At 63.0% G+C, this 18,302-nt stretch carries 12 protein-coding genes and 1 riboswitch; of the genes, 4 read left to right on the forward strand and 8 right to left on the reverse strand.

Annotated elements, in window-relative coordinates:
* Positions 1 to 76 precede the first annotated feature (76 nt).
* The 6 genes from FGZ14_RS08215 to uxuA all read right to left on the reverse strand — a co-directional run bounded on the left by FGZ14_RS08215 (position 77) and on the right by uxuA (position 11,462).
* Positions 77 to 2,035 (reverse strand): sialate O-acetylesterase, encoded by a 1,959-nt coding sequence (locus tag FGZ14_RS08215; RefSeq protein WP_139923175.1) that lies wholly within the window; start codon positions 2,033 to 2,035, stop codon positions 77 to 79.
* Between the two features lie 95 nt (positions 2,036 to 2,130).
* On the reverse strand, positions 2,131 to 3,885 hold the full coding sequence (locus FGZ14_RS08220) for a RagB/SusD family nutrient uptake outer membrane protein (RefSeq protein ID WP_139923177.1): 1,755 nt from the start codon (positions 3,883 to 3,885) through the stop codon (positions 2,131 to 2,133).
* Positions 3,886 to 3,985: 100 nt separating this feature from the next.
* The gene (locus FGZ14_RS08225; RefSeq protein ID WP_139923179.1) at positions 3,986 to 7,150 is read right to left on the reverse strand and encodes a TonB-dependent receptor; all 3,165 of its coding nucleotides are present in this window, start codon (positions 7,148 to 7,150) and stop codon (positions 3,986 to 3,988) included.
* A gap of 56 nt (positions 7,151 to 7,206) precedes the next feature.
* Positions 7,207 to 8,019, reverse strand: coding sequence for an SDR family NAD(P)-dependent oxidoreductase (locus tag FGZ14_RS08230; protein WP_139923181.1), 813 nt, complete (start codon positions 8,017 to 8,019; stop codon positions 7,207 to 7,209).
* A 31-nt stretch (positions 8,020 to 8,050) separates the two neighbouring features.
* Complete coding sequence (locus FGZ14_RS08235) at positions 8,051 to 10,159, reverse strand: alpha-glucuronidase family glycosyl hydrolase (RefSeq protein ID WP_139923183.1); 2,109 nt, start codon at positions 10,157 to 10,159, stop codon at positions 8,051 to 8,053.
* A 46-nt stretch (positions 10,160 to 10,205) separates the two neighbouring features.
* Complete coding sequence (gene uxuA / locus FGZ14_RS08240) at positions 10,206 to 11,462, reverse strand: mannonate dehydratase (protein ID WP_180754537.1); 1,257 nt, start codon at positions 11,460 to 11,462, stop codon at positions 10,206 to 10,208.
* 334 nt (positions 11,463 to 11,796) lie between these two features.
* On the opposite strand from uxuA, the gene FGZ14_RS08245 reads away from it, so the two are divergent.
* Complete coding sequence (locus tag FGZ14_RS08245) at positions 11,797 to 12,975, forward strand: LacI family DNA-binding transcriptional regulator (protein ID WP_139923185.1); 1,179 nt, start codon at positions 11,797 to 11,799, stop codon at positions 12,973 to 12,975.
* Between the two features lie 69 nt (positions 12,976 to 13,044).
* On the opposite strand, the gene FGZ14_RS21710 is transcribed toward FGZ14_RS08245, so the two are convergent.
* A complete protein-coding gene (locus FGZ14_RS21710; RefSeq protein ID WP_180754538.1) occupies positions 13,045 to 13,365 on the reverse strand; it encodes a hypothetical protein in 321 nt (106 codons plus the stop codon).
* Between the two features lie 247 nt (positions 13,366 to 13,612).
* Here FGZ14_RS21710 and FGZ14_RS08255 point away from each other — a divergent pair, with 247 nt between their 5' ends.
* Positions 13,613 to 15,706 carry an ExeM/NucH family extracellular endonuclease gene (locus FGZ14_RS08255; RefSeq protein WP_139923187.1) on the forward strand — a complete coding sequence of 698 codons (2,094 nt, stop codon included), beginning with the start codon at positions 13,613 to 13,615 and terminating at the stop codon, positions 15,704 to 15,706.
* A 32-nt stretch (positions 15,707 to 15,738) separates the two neighbouring features.
* Here FGZ14_RS08255 and FGZ14_RS08260 read toward each other — a convergent pair whose 3' ends face one another.
* Entirely contained in the window at positions 15,739 to 17,034 is a 1,296-nt protein-coding gene (locus tag FGZ14_RS08260) for a chloride channel protein (protein WP_139923189.1), read from the reverse strand.
* 50 nt (positions 17,035 to 17,084) lie between these two features.
* A riboswitch (Fluoride riboswitch) is annotated at positions 17,085 to 17,158 on the reverse strand.
* A 147-nt stretch (positions 17,159 to 17,305) separates the two neighbouring features.
* Here FGZ14_RS08260 and FGZ14_RS08265 point away from each other — a divergent pair.
* A complete protein-coding gene (locus FGZ14_RS08265) occupies positions 17,306 to 17,857 on the forward strand; it encodes a fasciclin domain-containing protein (protein ID WP_139923191.1) in 552 nt (183 codons plus the stop codon).
* A 60-nt stretch (positions 17,858 to 17,917) separates the two neighbouring features.
* Positions 17,918 to 18,211: a hypothetical protein gene (locus FGZ14_RS08270; protein WP_139923193.1), complete on the forward strand. Its 294-nt coding sequence runs from the start codon at positions 17,918 to 17,920 to the stop codon at positions 18,209 to 18,211.
* Positions 18,212 to 18,302 lie beyond the last annotated feature (91 nt).

Genomic DNA, 18,302 nt, shown 5'->3' on the forward strand with positions numbered 1-18,302 from the left:
CGGACGTCAGCCTGGGGAGCCGACGGGTAGGTAGGGTTGCTTCGGAAGAAAGACTTTAGAAGCAGCAAAAGGGCAGTTATTGAGCCGGTGCGGTTACTGGCACGCTGGCCTGAAACGGCGAAGCGGGTAGTCCTTCCTTGTTGTAGAGGTTGGCGCCCTCTGGGTTATCGGCCCAGGCGTAGCGCACGGCCACGGGAGTAGGCACGGCATCGCTCCAAACCACCACCTTGTCGCCTTCAATCCGGGCCTGGGCCCACACGAATTTCTTGTCGGACCCGGCCACGGCGAAGTGCTTCAGCGCACCGCCGCCTTGGGCCGCCAAGCCGCCCCCGATACCCGAAAAGCTCAGCGTCACCTGGTTGCCGCTAACCTGCATGGACTGGTAGAGCGGCCCCGAGGCTACTACTTTTTTCTCGCCGTAGGCTACCTGCTGCGCCGCCAGCGCCAGGCGGTGCCCCACGGTTTGCTTGTCCAGGGGGTGAATGTCGTTCCACTCGCCCACATCCGTAGCCACGGCCATGGCGGTGCGCGGCACAGCCAGGGTGCGGCGCTGGGCGTCGCGTACTTCGGCCCAGCCACTCTCGCCGGGCTCCGGCCTCGTCACCATGAAATTGGCCAGTTGCACGTATAGAAACGGCAGGTCGGGCCGCCGGAACTGGGCGCGCCAGTCACTGATCAGGCCGGTCATCAGGGCTTGGTAGTCCTGGGGGCGGCCGGCGTTGCTCTCGCCCTGGTACCAGAGCACGCCCTTGAGGGCATAGGGCAGCACTGGGGCAATCATACCATTAAACAGGGCACCGGGCTGAAACTGAAAGGGCGTTGTGCCGGGTGTAGGCGACAGCGCGGCGCCCAGCCTGTACTGCCAGGGCCCGCGCAGATCCAGGTTCTGCTCACCGGCCCGCAGCTCGTATTTTTTGTCGGGCGTGAAGCCGCCACGGCCCCCGTTGCTGATCAGGCGCACGATTACCACGTTTTTGCCGGCCTTCAGCACACCGGGCTTCACTTCGTATTTGCGGGGCGGATACTGGTAGCCGGTGGTGCCCACCAACTGCCCGTTGATGTAGGTAGAGTCGGCATCGACGAGGGTGCCCAGCTCCAGGCGGGCAGGCTGCCCTACCATGCTGGCGGGCACCTCTACCTCTTTCCGGAACCACACCACACCATTCACCAGGCCCAGCGGAGTCTGGTCGGCCCAGTAGCCGGGCACGCCCATGGTGCGCCAGTCGCGGGCATCGTAGGCCGGTTCCGACCATTTTTGCTGGCCGCGGACCTCGCCCTGGTCGGCCTGGTAGAGGCGCTGGTACCAGCCGGCTACGGCCGCGCCTTCGCGCTGCCGCTGCCCGGCTACCTGGGTGCTGTCGCGGTACTTATCGGCCTGCTGCACGTAGTTCGGGAACTGGCGCAGGGCGTCGGCGCTCAGCCAGGCTTCGGCAGGCGAGCCACCCACAGCATCCTTGATGAGGCCCACCGGCACCTGGTACTTGGCGTTAATTTCCTTGGCGAAGAAGTAGCCTACCGCCGAGAACTGCAGCACCGTCTGCGGGTCGGCGGCTACCCATTTGCCGCCGGCCACGTCGGTGCGGGGCTTCTGCAGGGTAGAGGTCATGGGCACCTCAAACTGCCGGATGCGCGGGTTGGCAGCCTGGGCAATGGCCTCCGGAAACTTGTCGCGCAGGCGCGACATGGGCGTTTCCATGTTCGACTGCCCCGAGAGCAGCCACACGTCGCCTACCAGCACATCAGTCAGTTCTACCTGGTTTGAGGCCTTGAACCGCATGGTGTAGGGCCCGCCGGCTGCTTGAGCCGGCAGCGTTATGGTCCACTTGCCGGCGGGGCCGGTGGTGGCGGTGTAGGTTTTGTTGCGGAAGGTCAGGGCGACCTTCTCACCCTGGGCAGCCCAGCCCCAGAGGGTCAGCTTCGTATCCCGCTGGAGCACCATTCCGTTGCTAACCAATCGTGGCAACCGGACCTGGGCTACGGCCGCGTGGCTGAGCAGTGCGGTTGCTACGAACAGGATATTGGAAATCAGCTTCATGAGGATATGTGCGTGACTGAGGAAGATGAGCAAGGTACCAGAAGAAGAAGCCGTAGCTTCCTTGCGGAAAACCACGGCTTCTGTCCTGGCGGCAATTAATAGCCGGGGTTCTGGGTAATCTTACCGCCGGTCCGGTCAATGTCCTGCTGCGGAATCGGACGGAGCACGTGGTAGGGCTGGATGTTGGCCGCCGCGTCGGAGCCGTAGGTGCCGCTGATGCCATTCACGGGCACGGTCTTATTGACGGTGGCCGGCACGCGGGTTACGGGGTTGGTTTTCACCCGCTCCACCAGCTTGCCGGTGCGGGTCAGGTCCATCCAGCGCATCACCTCGCCGCCCAGCTCGCGGGTGCGCTCATCCAGAATGAAGTCGATGTTGAGCTGGCTGGCCGTGATGCGCATCTGGGCTTCCTTGCCCGGCGCCGCAGCCCGCACCCGCACCGTATTGATGAAGTCGACGGCCTTGGTCATGTTGTTGAGGTACATGTTGGCCTCGGCGGCAATCAGGTAGGTTTCAGCCAAGCGGTACACGATGAAGGGACGAACTGAGGGCGCGTTGGTGCTGGCCCGGCGCACGTCGTCGTACTTGTTCATCACGGGGTAGTACTCGCGGGTGTGCTGGCTGGGCTGGATTACCCGGTAAGGCACCGGGCGGCGGGCGGCGATGCGCGCCAGTACGGCGGCCGGCAGCTCGTAGCTGGGGTACCAGAGCGAGGTGTCGCCGATGATGGCGGCAGTGCTGCCACTGGCCGCGCCCGGCGAGTTGACGTACCAGGTGGTCGTGAACCACTTGTTGAAGCGCGTGTCGGTGGTGCGCAGGGTCCGGCCAGCTTCGCCGGGCATGTTGTAGGAGTTGAGCAGGTAGGGCGTGGGCACGAACCGGGCAAATGGCCGGCCGTTCTTCAGGTCGCGCACCATGTTCGGGATGCCCTGCTCGTAGCGGCTGCGGTAGAAGAAGCTGGAAGCGTTGCCGCCGTTGAAGTAGTTCTGCTCGCTGGTCTGCGTGAAGGTTGGGTCGGTGCTGTACTGCACGTTCATCAGCACCTCGGGGCCGTTTTCGTTCTGGTCGGCAAACACGCGGGCGGGGTCGGCTTCCAGGTTTTTGCCGTAGCGCGTGCGGTTGTTGATCAGCTCCTCGGCGTACTGCGCGGCCTTGGCGTAGTCGTCGGCCTGCTTGGCCGTGGAGGTGGCGCGGGTCAGGTACACTTTGGCCAGAATGTGCAGGGCCGTGGCGCGCGACACGCGGCCGGGCTGGCCCGGTGTGTTGGCAATGTTGGCCAGCGCATCCGTCAGGTCCGCAATAATGGCGTTGTAAACGTCGGCAATGGGCGTGCGCGCAATGTCGGTGGTAGGCGTATCGCGGAATTCGAGCTGCAGCGGCACGTCGCCCCACTGCTGCACCAGCAGGAAGTAGTAGTGGGCGCGCAGCACTTTGGTTTCGGCCACAATCTGCTGCACGCGGGCCGCCGGAATGCCCTGCACCGTGGCGGCGTATTTCAGCACGCCGTTGGCCCCGTTGATGTACTGGTAGTAGTTGTTCCACTGGTTGGTTACCACGCCGGCCGAGGGCCCGAAGTTCAGGCCGCGGGCATACTCGTGAAAGCCATCCTGGTCGGCAATGCCGCGCATGAACTCATCGGTACCCGTCACGGCCATGTACATGGCCTGCTCGTTGCCGTAGATGTTGCGGTGGCCGGCGTACACGCCGGTCAGGCCGGCCTCCACGCCCTGCGGAGTTCCCAGAAACGACGGTACCAGAACGGATTGGGGATCTTCTTCCAGAAGATCTTCGCACCCGCTAACGGACACGAGCAGAGCAAGTCCCAGAAGTGCAAGAAAAGACTTTTTCATATAAAGTAGCGCCGCGGCGCCGGTTGAATCGTTGAAAAGGAGGTGAGAAAGGCGGCCGGAAACCGAGGCAGCTCCCGGCCCGCCGGCCCACAATCAGTAGTTAGAAGCCCAGATTCAGGCCCACAATGAAGGCGCGCGTAGCCGGGTAAGACACCCCGCGGCCTGCTACCCCGGCATTGCCGTTAGACGGGTTGCCGTCCGTGAATTCGATGCCGCCCTGGCTGGAGTTGGCGTTGTTGAAGCGCGACGAGTACGACAGCGCATCCGGGTCAATGGCCTTGTTCTTCTTATACACGTCCACCGGCGACCAGATGAAGGGGTTCTGCACCTGCACGTAGATGCGGGCCGTGCTCATTTTCACCTTGCTGAACAGGCTGCTCGGCAGCGCGTAGCCCAGATCAATGCTGCGCACCTTGACGAAGGTGCCGCTTACGTAGCCCAGCACGCGGCTGTCGGTCTGGTAGTCGCCGATGCCCTGCACCGGCTGCGGGAAGTTGTTGGTAGGGTTCTGCGGCGTCCAGTAGTCCAGATTGATCTGGTTGCGGCGGCCGTCGAAGGTGGTAAAGTACGAGGGGCCGAACAGCAGCGGATCGACGATGGTGGCGCCCACGCGGGTGAGGGCCACGGCCGTCAGATCGAAGCCTTTGTACTTGAAGCGGTTGGTCAGGCCGGCCTCAAACTTGGGCTGGCGCGAGCCGATGATCTGGCGGTCGGCGGCGTCGATGCGGCCGTCGTTGTTCACGTCCTCAAACTTGATCTGGCCGGGCAGCGTGCCGTAGCGGGCCGCTTGCGACTCTTCGCCCAGCTGCCAGATACCGGTTTTTTTGTAGTCGTAGATAACGTACAGCGGCTGGCCGATGAAGCGCTGGTTAGCCAGGTCGTCGATAGGGTCGCCGTTTTCGTTGTAGCGGTTCAGGTCCAGCACTTTCTCGCGGTTCACCGTGAAGTTCCAGTCCGTAATCCACTCAAAGCCCCGGTCGCCGCCGGTACGCATGTTGATGGTCGAGAGCGTAATTTCCAGGCCACGGTTCTGGGTTTTGCCCGCATTCACGAGCACCGAGGTGTAGCCGCTGGAGCCCGGCAGCGCGAAGGGCAGCAGCAGGTCGCTGGTGCGCTGCTGGTACAACTCTACCGAGCCGCTCACGCGGTTGTCGAAGAAGCCGAAGTCCAGCCCGAAGTTGGTGGTAGTGGTGTATTCCCAGCCCAGGTCGTTGTTCGGAATGCTGCCCGGCACCACCCCTACCGCGCCGGTGGAGCCGTAGGTGTAGTTGCCGTTGCCGAGGCCGGTGTTCAGCGAGCCGAGGGTCTGGTAGGGGTTGATGGCCGTGCTGCCCACGCGGCCGATGCTGGCGCGCAGCTTCAGGCCGCTCACCCAGCTCTGGTCCTGAATAAAGCCTTCGTTGGCAATGTTCCAGGCCACGGCCGCCGAGGGGAAGGCCTTGTACTTGTTGCCCGGCGACAGGCGCGATGAGCCATCGACGCGCATGGTCACGGTGGCGGAGTAGCGGTTGTCGAAGGCGTAGTTCAGGCGGCCCATGTAGGAGATGATGTCCCAGCGGCTAAAACCGCTCGTGGAGGTCACCGGCTTACCCGCGCCCAGGTTGTTGTAGAGCTGGTAGTTGGTGGGCAAATCCTGCACCGTGGCCGAGAAGTTGTCGGTGCGGAAATCCTGGATGCTGTACAGGCCCGTGAAGTTCACGTCGTGCTTGTCGGCGAAGGTGCGGTTGTAGAGCAGCAGGTTTTCCAGTAGAATGTTGGAGGCCGTGTTGCCGGAGCGCCCAGCCTGGTTGACGCCCGTGCCGCGGGCCGGCGTGCCGGTAGCAAAGAAGTTGCCACCCGTTTCGGACCGGAAATCCAGGCCCACGTTCAGGCGGTAGTCCAGGCCCTTGAGGATGTTGACCTGGCCGTAGAGGCTGTTGAAGCTGCGCAGCCGGCGGTTCTGCTCCTTATGGGCATCTTCAACGTAGTACGTCAGCGGGTTGGGCAGGGCCGTATCGGTGTTCGGGAACAGAATCGGCAGGCCGTTGGCATCGTAGGGCGAGGCCAGCGGGCTGCCCGTCAGAATCGAGTTGATGATGTTCAGGTTCGGGTCGTCCTGCTGAATGTAGGTATTCAGCGTGTTGAAGCCGATTTTCACCCGCTTGCCAATCTGCTGGTCCAGGGTGCCGCGCAGCGAGAAGCGCTGAAACTGCTGCACCGGCACCACGCCCGTTTCGTCGTAGTAGCCCAGTGAGGCCGAGTACTGGGTCTGTTCATTACCGCCCGACATGCCCAGGGCGTGGTTCTGCAGGCGCCCCTTCTGAATCAGCAGGTCCTGGTAGTCGGTGAAGCGGCCGGCGGCCAGGTTGTCCCGCTCGCCCTGAGTCAGGAAGGTGGGCGTAGCTACCGGGTCGAAGGTGGGGTTGCGGGCCCGGTAGGCGCGCAGGCGGAAATCGTAGAACTCCTGCCCATTCTGCAGGTCGAACTCGCGCGCCTGCTTCACGCCGTAGTAGCCGCTGTAAGTAACGCGCGTCGGGCCGTTTTTGCCGCGCCGCGTCGAAATTAGAATAACACCGTTGGCGCCGCGGGCCCCGTAAATGGCCGTGGAAGAGGCATCTTTCAGCACTTCCAGCGACACGATGTCGTCGGGGTTCAGGTCGTTGAGGCTGCCATCGTACGGTACCCCGTCCACGACCAGCAGCGGGTCGTTGGAGCCCGAGAACGAGCGGTTGCCACGGATGCGGATCACCGGGTTCTGGCCGGGGGTGTTGCTGGAGCTCGAAATGTTCACGCCGGCCGCGCGGCCCTGCAGGGCCTGGCCCACGTTGGCCACCGGCACGTCGCGCAGGCTCTGCTCATCCACGGAGGAAATTGCGCCCGTTACCTGGCTTTTCTTCTGTACGCCGTAGCCTACTACCACTACCTCATTCAGGGCTTTGGCATCGGTGGAGAGCGTAACGTTGAAGGTCGTGTTTGAGCCGATCGGCCGCTCTACCGACACGTAGCCGATAGCCGAGAACACCAGAGTGTTGCCCTGGGCGGGAGCTTGCACGGTAAAGGAGCCGTCGGTGCCGGTAGAGGCGCCGGCCGAGGTGCCTTTCACCAGCACCGTTACGCCCGGGATACCCTCGCCGGTAGCCTGGTCGGTTACGCGGCCCGTAATGGTGCGGGCAGTTTGCGCTTGTACCTGCGTAGGGGCAAGCAGCGCGCCAGTCAGCGGCAGGCCAGCAGCAAGCATCAGCGGCCAACCCAGCCCAAGGGCCGATTTTCGTATAGTTGATTGCATGAGGAGTGGGAACTTTAAAAGTGTGGGATGTTGCAGGTTATCCGCCGCAGCAGAAGTTAAAAACCGATGGAATTACCACCATCGACGGGTAAGGAAGCGCCGGTGATGTAGCGGGCCCCCTCGGAGGCCAGGAACACGGCCGCGTGGCCGATGTCAGAGGGTTGGCCGAACTTGCCCATGGGCGTGCGGCGCATAGCCCGGTCACGGCGGTCGGGGTCAGAGTTCATGGCCGTGCGGCTCATTTCCGTTTCGATGAAGCCGGGAGCAATGGCATTCACGCGCACATTGTGCTTGGAGAACTCCGAGGCCAGCACCTTCACCATGCCCTCTACCGCCGACTTAGAAGCAGCGTAAGCCACTACCCTATCGATGCCGTAGTAGGCAGCCATGGAGGAAATCATCAGAATAACGCCGCTTTTGCGCTCCACCATGCGCTTGGCGCACACCCTGGTCAGGGCAAACACGGCATTCAGGTTGGTGTGAATGATGCGGCTGAACTCCTCGTCGGTTACATCCAGGGCCGGCTTCTTCATGTTGATGCCGGCGTTGTTGACCAGAATATCCAAGGGGCCGTGGGCGGTTTCAATCTGCTCCACCAGGTCTTCCAGGGTATCCAGGGCGCACACGTCGTTGGTGAGGTAGTGCACCGAGGGGCCCAGGTCGGCTACGGCCTCCTGAAGCACGGCCTCGCGGCGGCCCGTGATGATGACGGTAGCGCCGGCCGTAGCCATGCACCGGGCAATTTCCAGCCCGATACCGGTACCGCCGCCCGTCACGAGGGCCAGCTTCCCTTCCAGGGAAAAGGTGCCCGGCTGGTGCTGCCCGTTGGTTTGGGTATGCGGAGAAACAAAGGACTGGATGTGTGCCATGCGAGAAAGAATAGGACTGTCTTGTAAGGGGTTAGCGCAGCTGGTAGATATCCACCAGCTCCTTGATTTCGGCCAGGGGGCGGGTAGGCGGCGGGAGGCCGGGGGGCAGGGGCCGCTTGGCGTAGGTCTGGAAGTAGAGCACGCAGGCATCGCGCCACCACAGGGCCTCACGGTGCTGAATGCGCAGGCGGGCGGCTACATCGGCGTGCAGCTCGGGGTCCACAGCCGGCTTGGCCTGCTCCCACTGCTGCTGCATCCAAAGCACGGAGTCGGCGCCGGTGTAGTAGCGGGTGGTTAGCTCGTCCCAGAGGGTGCGGCCGGTGCTGAGCTGCTGCCCCCAGCCCACATGATGGAACCAGAGCAGGTAGTCGGGCGGGCAGGTGGCCGGGTTGCTCCACACCTGACGGGCGCCGGGGGCGTACAGGCTCAGGGCGTTGGAGCCGCTAGCGGTGCGGTTGAAACCGAGGCCCTCGGCATCGGCCTTGTGGTAGTACACGGAGGTCCAGTCGGGGCGGGCGCTTTTCTCCAGCCAAGGCTCAGGGCCGTAGTGAATGCTCTGACCCATGATGTGGTGCAAACCCAGCGGCGTGGTATAGCGTACGTAAACATCGCGCGACTGATTCAGGACCTGCGTAACGCTGGCCACGGCTTTGGGCTCGCGCGTCACGGTCATTTTGGTCCACTCATCGGCAATGGCCTCGGAGCTGAGCGTATGATCCCAGGCCAGGCGGCCGTAGGCGTACCAGTTGGCTTGCCCCACCGGGTGGCCGGTCCAGTTACGGTCGGAGCCGATGTTGGCTACCCCCGCAATACCGCTGAGGTTGTGCTTTTCCAGAGTACCATCTACCACCTTGGCCACCGTAGAGCCAGAGCCCTGGGCGTGGGTATCGGCCTCAAGGCACTCTTTAATCAGCGGGCCCAGGTACACAAGGTGGGTAGCGAAGCCCAGATACTCCTGGGTTAGCTGCACCTCCAACACCAGCGGGGTGCGCGGCATGGCCCCAAACAGCGGGTGGAACGGCTCCCGCGACTGGAAGTCAATCGGGCCGTTTTTTACCTGCACCAGCACTTTGGGGTTGAACTTGCCATCTAGAGGCTGAAACTCTTCGTAGGCTTCCTTGAACCGGTCGCCTTTGGAGTTGGCTTTGTACACGAAGGCCCGCCACATTACTACCCCATCGTGGGTGCCCAGGGCCGTGGCCAGCATGTTGGCGCCATCAGCGTGGTTGCGGCCATAGTCTTGCGGGCCAGGTTCGCCTTCGGAGTTGGCCTTTACCAGAAAGCCCCCGAAGTCGGGAATGGTCTTGTAGATTTCGTCGGTTTTGGCTTTCCACCACTGCTGCACCTTAGGGTCCAGGGGGTCGGAGGTGGGTAGGCCCCCGATTACTTTGGGCGCGGCCCAGAACACCGAGAGATACACCCGGATGCCGTAAGGGCGCATTACGCCTGCCAGGGCGGCTACCTTTTGCAGGTACTCGGCCGTGAGGTAGCGGGCGCTGGCGTTTACGTTATTGAGTACTACCCCATTCAGGCCGATGGAAGCATTGGCGCGGGCGTAGTCCTGGTAGCGCGGGTCGAGGCGGTCGGGCAGCTCCAGCCACTTCCAGATGGAAGAGCCGGCGTAGCCACGCTCCACGGTGCCGTTGGCGTTATCCCAGTGGTTGAGCAGGCGGTACTGAATGCGGGGCTGGCTGCTCAGGCTGAGTTTGTCGGGCAGCTGCCCGGTTTGCACCTGCCGCAGCAGGGCAAAGCAGCCGTAGAGCACGGCGGCATCGGTGGGGCCGGTAATTTCCAGCCCGTTTTTCTGGCTTGTGATGCGGTAGCCTTCCCGGCCCAGAGCAGGGTCCGGGGCTACGCGCAACCGAATGCTACCCCTACCGCCCGGCGCCGCCCCTATCGGCACCGGGCGCCCCAGCAGTCCTTGCAGCCCGAGTTGCAGCTCGTGCGCGGCGGTTTGCAGGGTGGGGGTTGCATTGGATTCCACTACAATACCCCGGGCCTGCGCCTGCCAGGCCTTGCGCAGACCGGCTTCGGGCAGTTCGTCATACTTCAGCCACAAACGGTAGCCGTCATCGGCGCGCCCCGGAAGGACGGTACCGAAACAAAGCAGCGCGAGTAGCAGAAAAAAGCGGGGTAGCATGCGCAGGAAAGGGTAGAAAGGTCGAGGTTGGGTAGGGCGGCGTGGGCTAAACAAAGCGGGTGGCGTGGGCCTCGTCGGAGAGCTGAGCGGAAGCATTTTCTTCGGAGGCCTCCAGGTTGCGGCGAATGCCGAGCTCCAGCCCCCGAAGTTCGGCCAGCCCGCGCAGGCGGCCAATGGCGGAGTACCCGGGGTAGGTGCGCTTTTCCAGGTCGTCGAGCATCTGGTGGCCGTGGTCGGGGCGCATGGGCAAGCTGGGGTTGCCTCCGCCGGTGCGGGCCCGGCGCAGCTCTTCGCGCACCAGCTCCTGCACCACCGCGTACATATCCACGTCGCCCTCCAGGTGGTCGGCCTCGTGGAAGTTGCGCGGGTTTTCCTCGCGCTTGGTGGCGCGCAGGTGCACAAAGTGAATGCGGTTCCCGAGGCGCCGCACAATACCGGGCAGATCGTTATCGGGCCGCACGCCCAGGGAACCAGTGCAAAAGGTCAGGCCATTGGCCGGCGAGTCGTAGGCCTGCAGCAGGCCTGCCAGGTCGGCTTCGGTGCTTACTACCCGGGGCAGGCCCAGCAGCGGGAAAGGCGGGTCATCGGGGTGAATGCAGAGGCCAATGCCCACCTCTTCGGCTACCGGGCCTACCTCCCGGAGGAAGTAGTACAGGTTTTCGCGCAGGGCATCAGCATCAATAGTGGCGTACTCATTCAGCAGCTCCTGAAAGCCGTTCAGCTCAAACGCCTCTTCGGAGCCGGGCAGGCCCAGCAGCACCACGTTGGTGAGGGTAGTAATTTCTTCCGGGGTCAGGGTAGCGAACTTAGCGCGGGCGGCAGCGGCTACCTCGGGCTCGTAGTCTGCTTCGGCACCCGGGCGGCGCAGAATGCAGAGGTCAAAGAGGGCGAAGTCTTCCCACACAAAGCGCAGGGCCCGCGAGCCGTCGGGCATCTCGTAGGTCAGGTTGGTGCGCGACCAGTCCAGCACCGGCATAAAGTTGTAGCACACGGTGCGGATGCCACAGGCAGCCAGGTTACGCAGACTCTGCTGGTAGTTGCGGATGTACTCGGCACGGGCCGGCCGTCCTTTCTTTATATCCTCGTGCACGGGCAGGCTTTCCACCACGGCCCAGTGCAGGGGTGCGTACCGGTCATTATCGGCTTCAATCAGCTGCTGGCGGGCCCGAATGTCGTCTTGGCTCCATACTGACCCGACGGGCAGCTGGTGCAGGGCGGTTACTACGCCCGTACAGCCGGCCTGCCGGAGAGCAAAAAGAGAAACCGGGTCCTGGGGCCCGAACCAGCGCATGGTGTGCAGCATAAAAGCGTACTCTTCTAACCAAAAAGTCCTATTAACTATTCAGTAGTAATCCCGCGGGCTATCTGGCAAGGTTTTCGTCCAGCACAGCAGTTAGGGAGTACTTACTACCGAAGATAGAAGAACAATTGAGCGGATTAGCAACCTAAAAACCGGCCTAAATGCCTGATTTCTAAATAAAAATATCGAAAACGTTTCCGAAAACGTTTTCGATAGGTATTAATAACACCTGGCGAGGCAAAATTTTTTCTGTAGATTATCCCTGAATTAAAAAGTATCGCATCGGCCTTGACTTTTCAAATCATCTGCCCAATTTTGAAATAATTCAATTCCATCCATGATTAAATGCACCAAGTGCCGGTCGGCCGACGCTGTAATGCGCGCCGGCTTCATTCGGGGGCGGCAGCGGTACCACTGTAAGGCGTGCAACTACCACTTCACCGATGAGAAGGCCCTGCCCCTCCCCGAGAAGAAGCGCCGGCAGACCACCATCAGCGACGTAGCCAAGGAATTGGGGGTAGCCCCGTCCACAGTTTCGCGCGCCCTTAACGGGCATTCTGACATTAATGTGAATACCCGGCAGGCCATTCTGGAGGTGGCCCGCCAACTCGACTACCAGCCTAACCTGCTGGCGCAAAGCCTGAAAAGCAGCGAAACCAAAACCATCGGGGTGGTGATTCCCGACATTGAGCGGCCATTTTTCGCAACGGCTGTTAGCGGTATTCAGCAGGTAGTGGCTGAGGCCGGCTACCGCGTGATGATCTGCCAGTCGAAGGAATCCTACGATATGGAGGTCAGCAACGTGCAGGCTCTCATTGCCAGCCGCGTGGACGGGCTGCTGATCTGCCACTCCCGCGAAACCGAAAATTTCGACCACGTAAAGCAACCTGCCAGCCGGGGCATTCCCATTGTGCACTTTGACCGGGTTTGCAACGAGGTAGATACGGCCAAAGTAATTCTCGACGACTGGAACGGGGCCTTCAGCGTAACGGAGCACCTGATTCAGCAGGGCGCCCGGCGCATTGCCATTCTGGCCGGCCCCGAAGGACTGCTCATCAGCCGCAACCGCCTGGCCGGCTACGTCAGCGCCCTGCAGAAATACGGCTTGCCCCTGCGCGACGAGCTGCGCATTCACATCAACTTCAAGCCCGAGCAGGCGGTAGCAGCCCTGGATACCTGGCTGGCCCTCCCCCACCCGCCCGACGCCATCTTCGCCATTAACTACACCAACGCCTTTGACTTGCTGGTGGCCCTTAAGGCCCGGGGCCTGCGCGTGCCTGAGGACGTCGCCGTGGTTGGCTTCGGCGACGAGTTTATGGCTTCCATGATTGAGCCGGGCCTGACGACGGTAAACCTGCACCCCTACCGCATTGGGCAGCAGGCGGCGCGGCTGTTCCTGGAGCAGGTGCGCGAGAAAGAAGCTTTTCAGCCCCGCACCTTCGTTATTACCGGCGACCTGGTCATCCGACAGTCCTCGCTGAAAAACAAGGGCGAGTTTTTCAAGTTGGATATTTAACAAACTGGCCGGAACCCACGCCTGAGGCGTGAATTCCGGCCGTTGTCTTTGCCGGCAGCTAATGCCAGGTTAGCGCGTGGTACCGGTAGTGTTGCCAGCGGTGGTACCCGTAGTGCCGCTGGTAGTACCCGTGGTGGTAGCGCCCGAGGTGCTGCCCGAAGTACTGCCGGTGGTATTGGCGCCCGAGGTGCTGTACGTAGTTGAGCCGCTGGTAGAACCCGTAGTGGCCGAGCCACTAGTGGAGCCGCTGGTAGAGGCGTCGGTGCCAGAACCAGAACCGGCCGGGCTATCGGTGCTGGTGGAAGAGCAAGAGGCCAGGGCAATGCCCCCGCAGAATACTACCGCAGCCGCCAAACGGGCCGACCATGCGGAAAGGGAAGTGAGTTTCATAGGATGCAGGTTGGTTGGAACAATGTGCTTCTGACAGGCTATCAGGCCATTACCGAGCTTATACGGGCTGGTGCCAAAAAAGTCGATAAACCATTGGTCGTGGTACGCCCGCGGCCGGGATAATAAGGAGGGCAGGCAGCTATAGGAGGATGAAGCGGCTGGATTTTATATATAACTCTTTCATTAATTAATAGTACTTTTATAAAAGCGCGTTGCCTTTCCGGCGGGGCTTTGATTTTAGTTACGAATGAAGCTAGTACTACTACTTGCCTGTCAGCTGATGCTGGCGGGCTGGAGCGTGGGCGCCGCCTGCGCCGCGCCGCCTTTATTCCACCCCGGCCCGCAACCGGCAGCCATTACCCGCATCGGCCAGATCCAGGGCAGCGGGGCAGCGGCTACGCCGGGCACTTACACCATTGAGGCCCTGGTAACGGCCGTGTACGCAAACCTGGCTCCGGGCGGGTTTTACGTGCAGGAATCCGCCGCCAGCGCCGATGCCGACCCAGCTACTTCCAACGCGTTGTTCGTGGTCCAGGCGGGGGCCACTGTAAAGGCCGGCGACCTGGTGCGCGTGACGGGCACCGTGCTGGAGGGCCCTGCGGCTCCTTCCTCGGGCCAGGCCGTCATGACCGAGCCTACGGTTACGGTGCTTTCCGCGGGCAACCCGCTGCCGGCCTTCACGGTGCTGCCGAACGCAACCTTCTCGGCGGCGGGGCTGGAACGCTACGAGGGCATGCGGGTGCAGTTTTCGGGCCCCCTGACCGTCACGGACGTGTATAACCTGCAGCGAAGGGGCGAGCTGACGCTGACTCCCGGGGGCACCCTGTTTCAGCCTACCCAGTTCATTGACCCCAACGACAATCCCGCCACAGGCACTACCAGCACCGGCACCAGCAATATCGCCGCTATCCGGCAGTACGAGGCCGCCAACCTCGACCGGTCCATTCTGCTCGACGACGGCAGCGCGGCTACCAACCCCCAGCCCATTCCGTACACCGATGCCACCTACCGCACGGTGCGGGTAGGCAGCACGGTAGAGGTGCTGCGGGGCGTGCTGGGCTACGGCTTCAACCAGTGGCGGGTGCAGCCCCTCCCCGCTCCGGAGGCCCCGCAGCTGACGGTGGCGCGCCCGGGCGTGCCGGCCTTCGGGCCCCTGGATCTGAAACTAGCCAGCTTTAACGTCCTGAACTACTTTAACGGCAACGGCATCGGGGGCGGCTTTCCGACCAGCCGCGGGGCCAAAACCCTGCCCGACTTTGCCCACCAGCGCAGCAAAATCATCCGGGCCCTGGTAGCCATCAACGCCGATATCATCGGGCTGACGGAAATTGAGAATGACGGCACGGGACCGGCCTCGGCCATTCAGGACCTGGTGAATGGGCTGAACCAGGCCGCCGGGGCCGAGGTGTACGCAGCCGTAAATGATGGGGGCGCCACCCAGCAGCCTAACAATACCGACCAGATTCACTGCGCCCTGATTTACAAGCCGGCCGAAGTGCGGCTGCTGGGCCCGGCCCTGGTAGCGGCGGTGCCGGGCGTATTCGAGCGCCCCCCGCTGGCCCAGCTCTTCATCACACGGCGCAAGCCCCGCCCCGATACGGTGGCTGTGGTTATTAACCACTTCAAGTCCAAGGGCAGCGGCACGGGCCTGAACGCCGACCAGAACGACGGGCAGGGCGGCTCCAACGACCGGCGGCGCGGCCAGTCGCGGGCCCTGGTAGAGTTCATCAACACCACTGTAGTACCGGCCGGCACCCGGCGCGTGCTCTGCCTCGGCGACTACAACGCCAACTACGAGGAAGACCCCATTGACATTCTGCGGGCGGCCGGGCTGGTAGCCGTGACGCCGCCCACCAGCGCGTCGTATGTGTTCAAGGGCCTTACCGGCTCCCTCGACCACTGCATCGTGACGCCTAATCTGGTGGGCTTTATTGATGTGCACAAGTGGAACATCAACTCCTTCGAGCCCCTGTTTCAGCAGTACGACGTGGCCGGCGAAGCCACTGACGCCAACAGCCCCTTCCGCTCCTCCGACCACGACCCGGTGCTCATCGGGCTGAACTTCGCGGGCATCCGGCCCGCCAATGAAGCCAAAGCCCGCCTGTTTGTGTACCCCACCCCCACCGCCGGCAACCGCGTGTACCAGCTGCCGGCCAGCACGGGCATGCTTACCCTGGAGCTGGGCCTGCCCCAGGGCCCGCCTCTGCTCCATTTACAAGGCTCAGGGGCTTTGCTGCAGGCCGAGCTGAACCGGTACACGGCCCACTTGGCGCCGGGCATTTACGTGGTGCAGCTGCGGGGTAAAGGCCTTAACCAAACCCAGCGGGTCATGAAAGAGTAAGGTTTTTCTCTGCTTCCTACCCCTGCTCCCGCCTATAACTCGCCCAGCCGCTTGCCCTGCTGCCGGCCCAGGCGCAGATGCTTGGCCTGCCCGATCAGCTGTGCCGAATAAATGCCCCGGTGGCCCGAGAACAGATAGGCCACCACGCAGGCCAGGGCCAGATACCCTCCGGCCGGCGTCCCGAACAGTTCCAGCCCCATGAGCAGGCAGGCCAGGGGCGTGTTGGCCGCGCCCGCAAATACTCCCACAAAGCCCATGGCTGCCAGCAGCGCCACCGGCAGAGGCACCACCACGGCCAGGGCGCTGCCCAGCGTGGCCCCCATAAAAAACAGAGGCGTTACTTCGCCACCCTTAAAGCCGCAGCCCAGCGTAAGGGCCGTGAGGCCCAGCTTCAGCAGGAAATCGTGGGGCGGCAGTGGAGCGCCGAAGGCCGCCTCTATAACGGGTACGCCCAACCCGATGTAGCGAGTAGTTCCCAGGGCTCCTACGGCCGCTACTACCAGCACCCCGCCCACTACGGGCCGCAGCGGTGGGTAGGAAATACGGGCGAATTGCCGGCTCAGCCAGTGGGTAAGGGTAGCAAAGCTGCGGGCAGTCAGCCCAAACAAAGCCGCCGCCAGCAGGGCCCACCCCATTCCGGCCGGGGTAATGGGCAGCACGGCCAGCTGCGGGTAGTGCGTATGGCCCACGCCCCAGGCCCGCGTGACGAAGTCGGCGCTGAGGGCGGCCAGAAAGGCGGGCAGCAGGGCCTCGTAGCGAATGGTGCCCAGCCGGACCACCTCCAGCCCAAATACGGCCCCGGCCAGCGGCGTCCCGAATACCGAGGCAAACCCCGCACTCATGCCCGCCAGCAGCAGCAGGCGCCGGTCGCGGGGGCGCAGGCGCAGCGGGCGCGGAAGCTGGTCGGCCAGGGCGGCACCCATCTGCACGGCCGTACCCTCGCGGCCGGCCGAACCGCCAAACAGGTGGGTCAGCAACGTACCGCCCAGCACCAGCGGCACCAGGCGCAGCGGAACAGGGGTGGTAGGCGACTGTATTTCGTCGAGTATGAGGTTGTTGCCCCGCCCCACCAGAGTACCCGCGTGGTGGTAGGCCAGCCCGATCAGGAAGCCCGCGGCGGGCAGAAGAACCAGAACCCAAGGGTGCAGCTCGCGCCAGGCGGTAACCCGCTCCAGCGCCACCAGAAACAGGGCCGAGGCGGAGCCCGCTGCCACACCTACCAAACCGCTCAGCAGCACCCAGCGCAGCACGAACAGCAGGGTAGCCGGGGTACTGAGCAAACGAAGGCGGGCCGGAAACAGCCGCAGAAACGCAGGACGATGACGCATACGCAAGACGAACAACACGATGAGGCACCCCGGCCGCTACCGCAGCGGCCGGTTCAGTAGGAATCATCAGCGCGGGGCCCGGGGCGCCGGCGGTTCGCGGTGGAAATCCATCACCGTATGCGGGGTAAAGATAGCGCCGCCCCGCATTAGCTGCCCCCTACCCCCGGAAAGTTATTGAACCCGCCGGTCTGGCAGCCTCGGGGTAGGTTTTACTGAACCACTGGCTGACCCTGGCGTAAACAGCTATTTTCTAACCTATTACCTGTTTGCCATGCGTCATACCTTCTGCTTTTCCCTGCTGCTGGGCAGCTTGCTTATCCTGGGCCTGGGCGCCCGCCCGGCCGCGGCCCAAACCGGAGAGGCCGTGAATGCCACGGCTAACGGCACTCTGCTGGGCATGTCGAAGCTATCTACGGAGCATACTACCCTCATGAAAGCCGTGAAGGCCGCCGGCCTGGAGGAGGCCGCCCGGGGCACCACCAAATACACCGTATTTGCGCCCACCAACGCAGCCTTCGATAAGCTGCCTGCCGGCAAACTGAATGAGCTGCTGCGCCCCGCCAACAAAGGCCGCCTGGCGCAGCTCATTGGCGCCCACGTAGTGCCCGGCAGCTACTTGGCCGCCAACCTTACCGATGGGCTGCAGCTGCAAACCGTGCAGGGCGAAACCCTGACCGTGGTGCGCCAGGCCGGGGGAATTGCCCTGCGCAACAGCCAGGGCACCGTAGCCACCGTCGTCAACGATGATATCGTGGCTGAAAACGGAATTATCCACTCCATTGATGCCGTGTTGGCGCCCGCCGCTGCCCCGGCTCAGAAATAGCGCGGCCCCCTACCCCCGCCGGGGTGGCAAGGCCGCGCCATTCGTCTTACCTTTGCCGCCATGAAACCGCCGCTCTTTCATATCGGACAGGAAGTTATCTGCACTAACGATGACTTTACCCTGCTGCTGGTCCAGAACCCCAACATCCAAACCCCCAAGCGGGGCCCCATCTACACCGTTCGCGGCCTCTACGATACCCACCGGGGCTACGGCATCACCCTCCACGAAATCAACAACGCGGAGGTAGCGCCCGGCTTTCCGGAAGCCAATTTCCATGAGTCGCGCTTTGCCCCGGTGCCGCCGCTGGAGGAAATCAGCATAGCCGAGGCCATAGAGGAAAGTGTTACCGTGTAAACCCACCACGCCCACACAGCGCCGACCCGGCTGGGTCGGCGCTTTTTTTATGGGGCTTCGTCCCCACCGGTTTGTGTGAACCGGCGGGGGT

The organism is Hymenobacter sp. DG01 (genome assembly GCF_006352025.1).
Classification (GTDB): Bacteria; Bacteroidota; Bacteroidia; order Cytophagales; family Hymenobacteraceae; genus Hymenobacter.

Excerpts from the sequence above, each read along its gene's own strand:
- FGZ14_RS08215 (WP_139923175.1), bottom strand. The coding sequence starts at position 2,035 with ATGAAGCTGATTTCCAATATCCTGTTCGTAGCAACCGCACTGCTCAGC.
- FGZ14_RS08220 (WP_139923177.1), bottom strand. The coding sequence starts at position 3,885 with ATGAAAAAGTCTTTTCTTGCACTTCTGGGACTTGCTCTGCTCGTGTCC.
- FGZ14_RS08225 (WP_139923179.1), bottom strand. The coding sequence starts at position 7,150 with ATGCAATCAACTATACGAAAATCGGCCCTTGGGCTGGGTTGGCCGCTG.
- FGZ14_RS08230 (WP_139923181.1), bottom strand. The coding sequence starts at position 8,019 with ATGGCACACATCCAGTCCTTTGTTTCTCCGCATACCCAAACCAACGGG.
- FGZ14_RS08235 (WP_139923183.1), bottom strand. The coding sequence starts at position 10,159 with ATGCTACCCCGCTTTTTTCTGCTACTCGCGCTGCTTTGTTTCGGTACC.
- uxuA (WP_180754537.1), bottom strand. The coding sequence starts at position 11,462 with ATGCTGCACACCATGCGCTGGTTCGGGCCCCAGGACCCGGTTTCTCTT.
- FGZ14_RS08245 (WP_139923185.1), top strand. The coding sequence starts at position 11,797 with ATGATTAAATGCACCAAGTGCCGGTCGGCCGACGCTGTAATGCGCGCC.
- FGZ14_RS21710 (WP_180754538.1), bottom strand. The coding sequence starts at position 13,365 with ATGAAACTCACTTCCCTTTCCGCATGGTCGGCCCGTTTGGCGGCTGCG.
- FGZ14_RS08255 (WP_139923187.1), top strand. The coding sequence starts at position 13,613 with ATGAAGCTAGTACTACTACTTGCCTGTCAGCTGATGCTGGCGGGCTGG.
- FGZ14_RS08260 (WP_139923189.1), bottom strand. The coding sequence starts at position 17,034 with ATGCGTCATCGTCCTGCGTTTCTGCGGCTGTTTCCGGCCCGCCTTCGT.
- FGZ14_RS08265 (WP_139923191.1), top strand. The coding sequence starts at position 17,306 with ATGCGTCATACCTTCTGCTTTTCCCTGCTGCTGGGCAGCTTGCTTATC.
- FGZ14_RS08270 (WP_139923193.1), top strand. The coding sequence starts at position 17,918 with ATGAAACCGCCGCTCTTTCATATCGGACAGGAAGTTATCTGCACTAAC.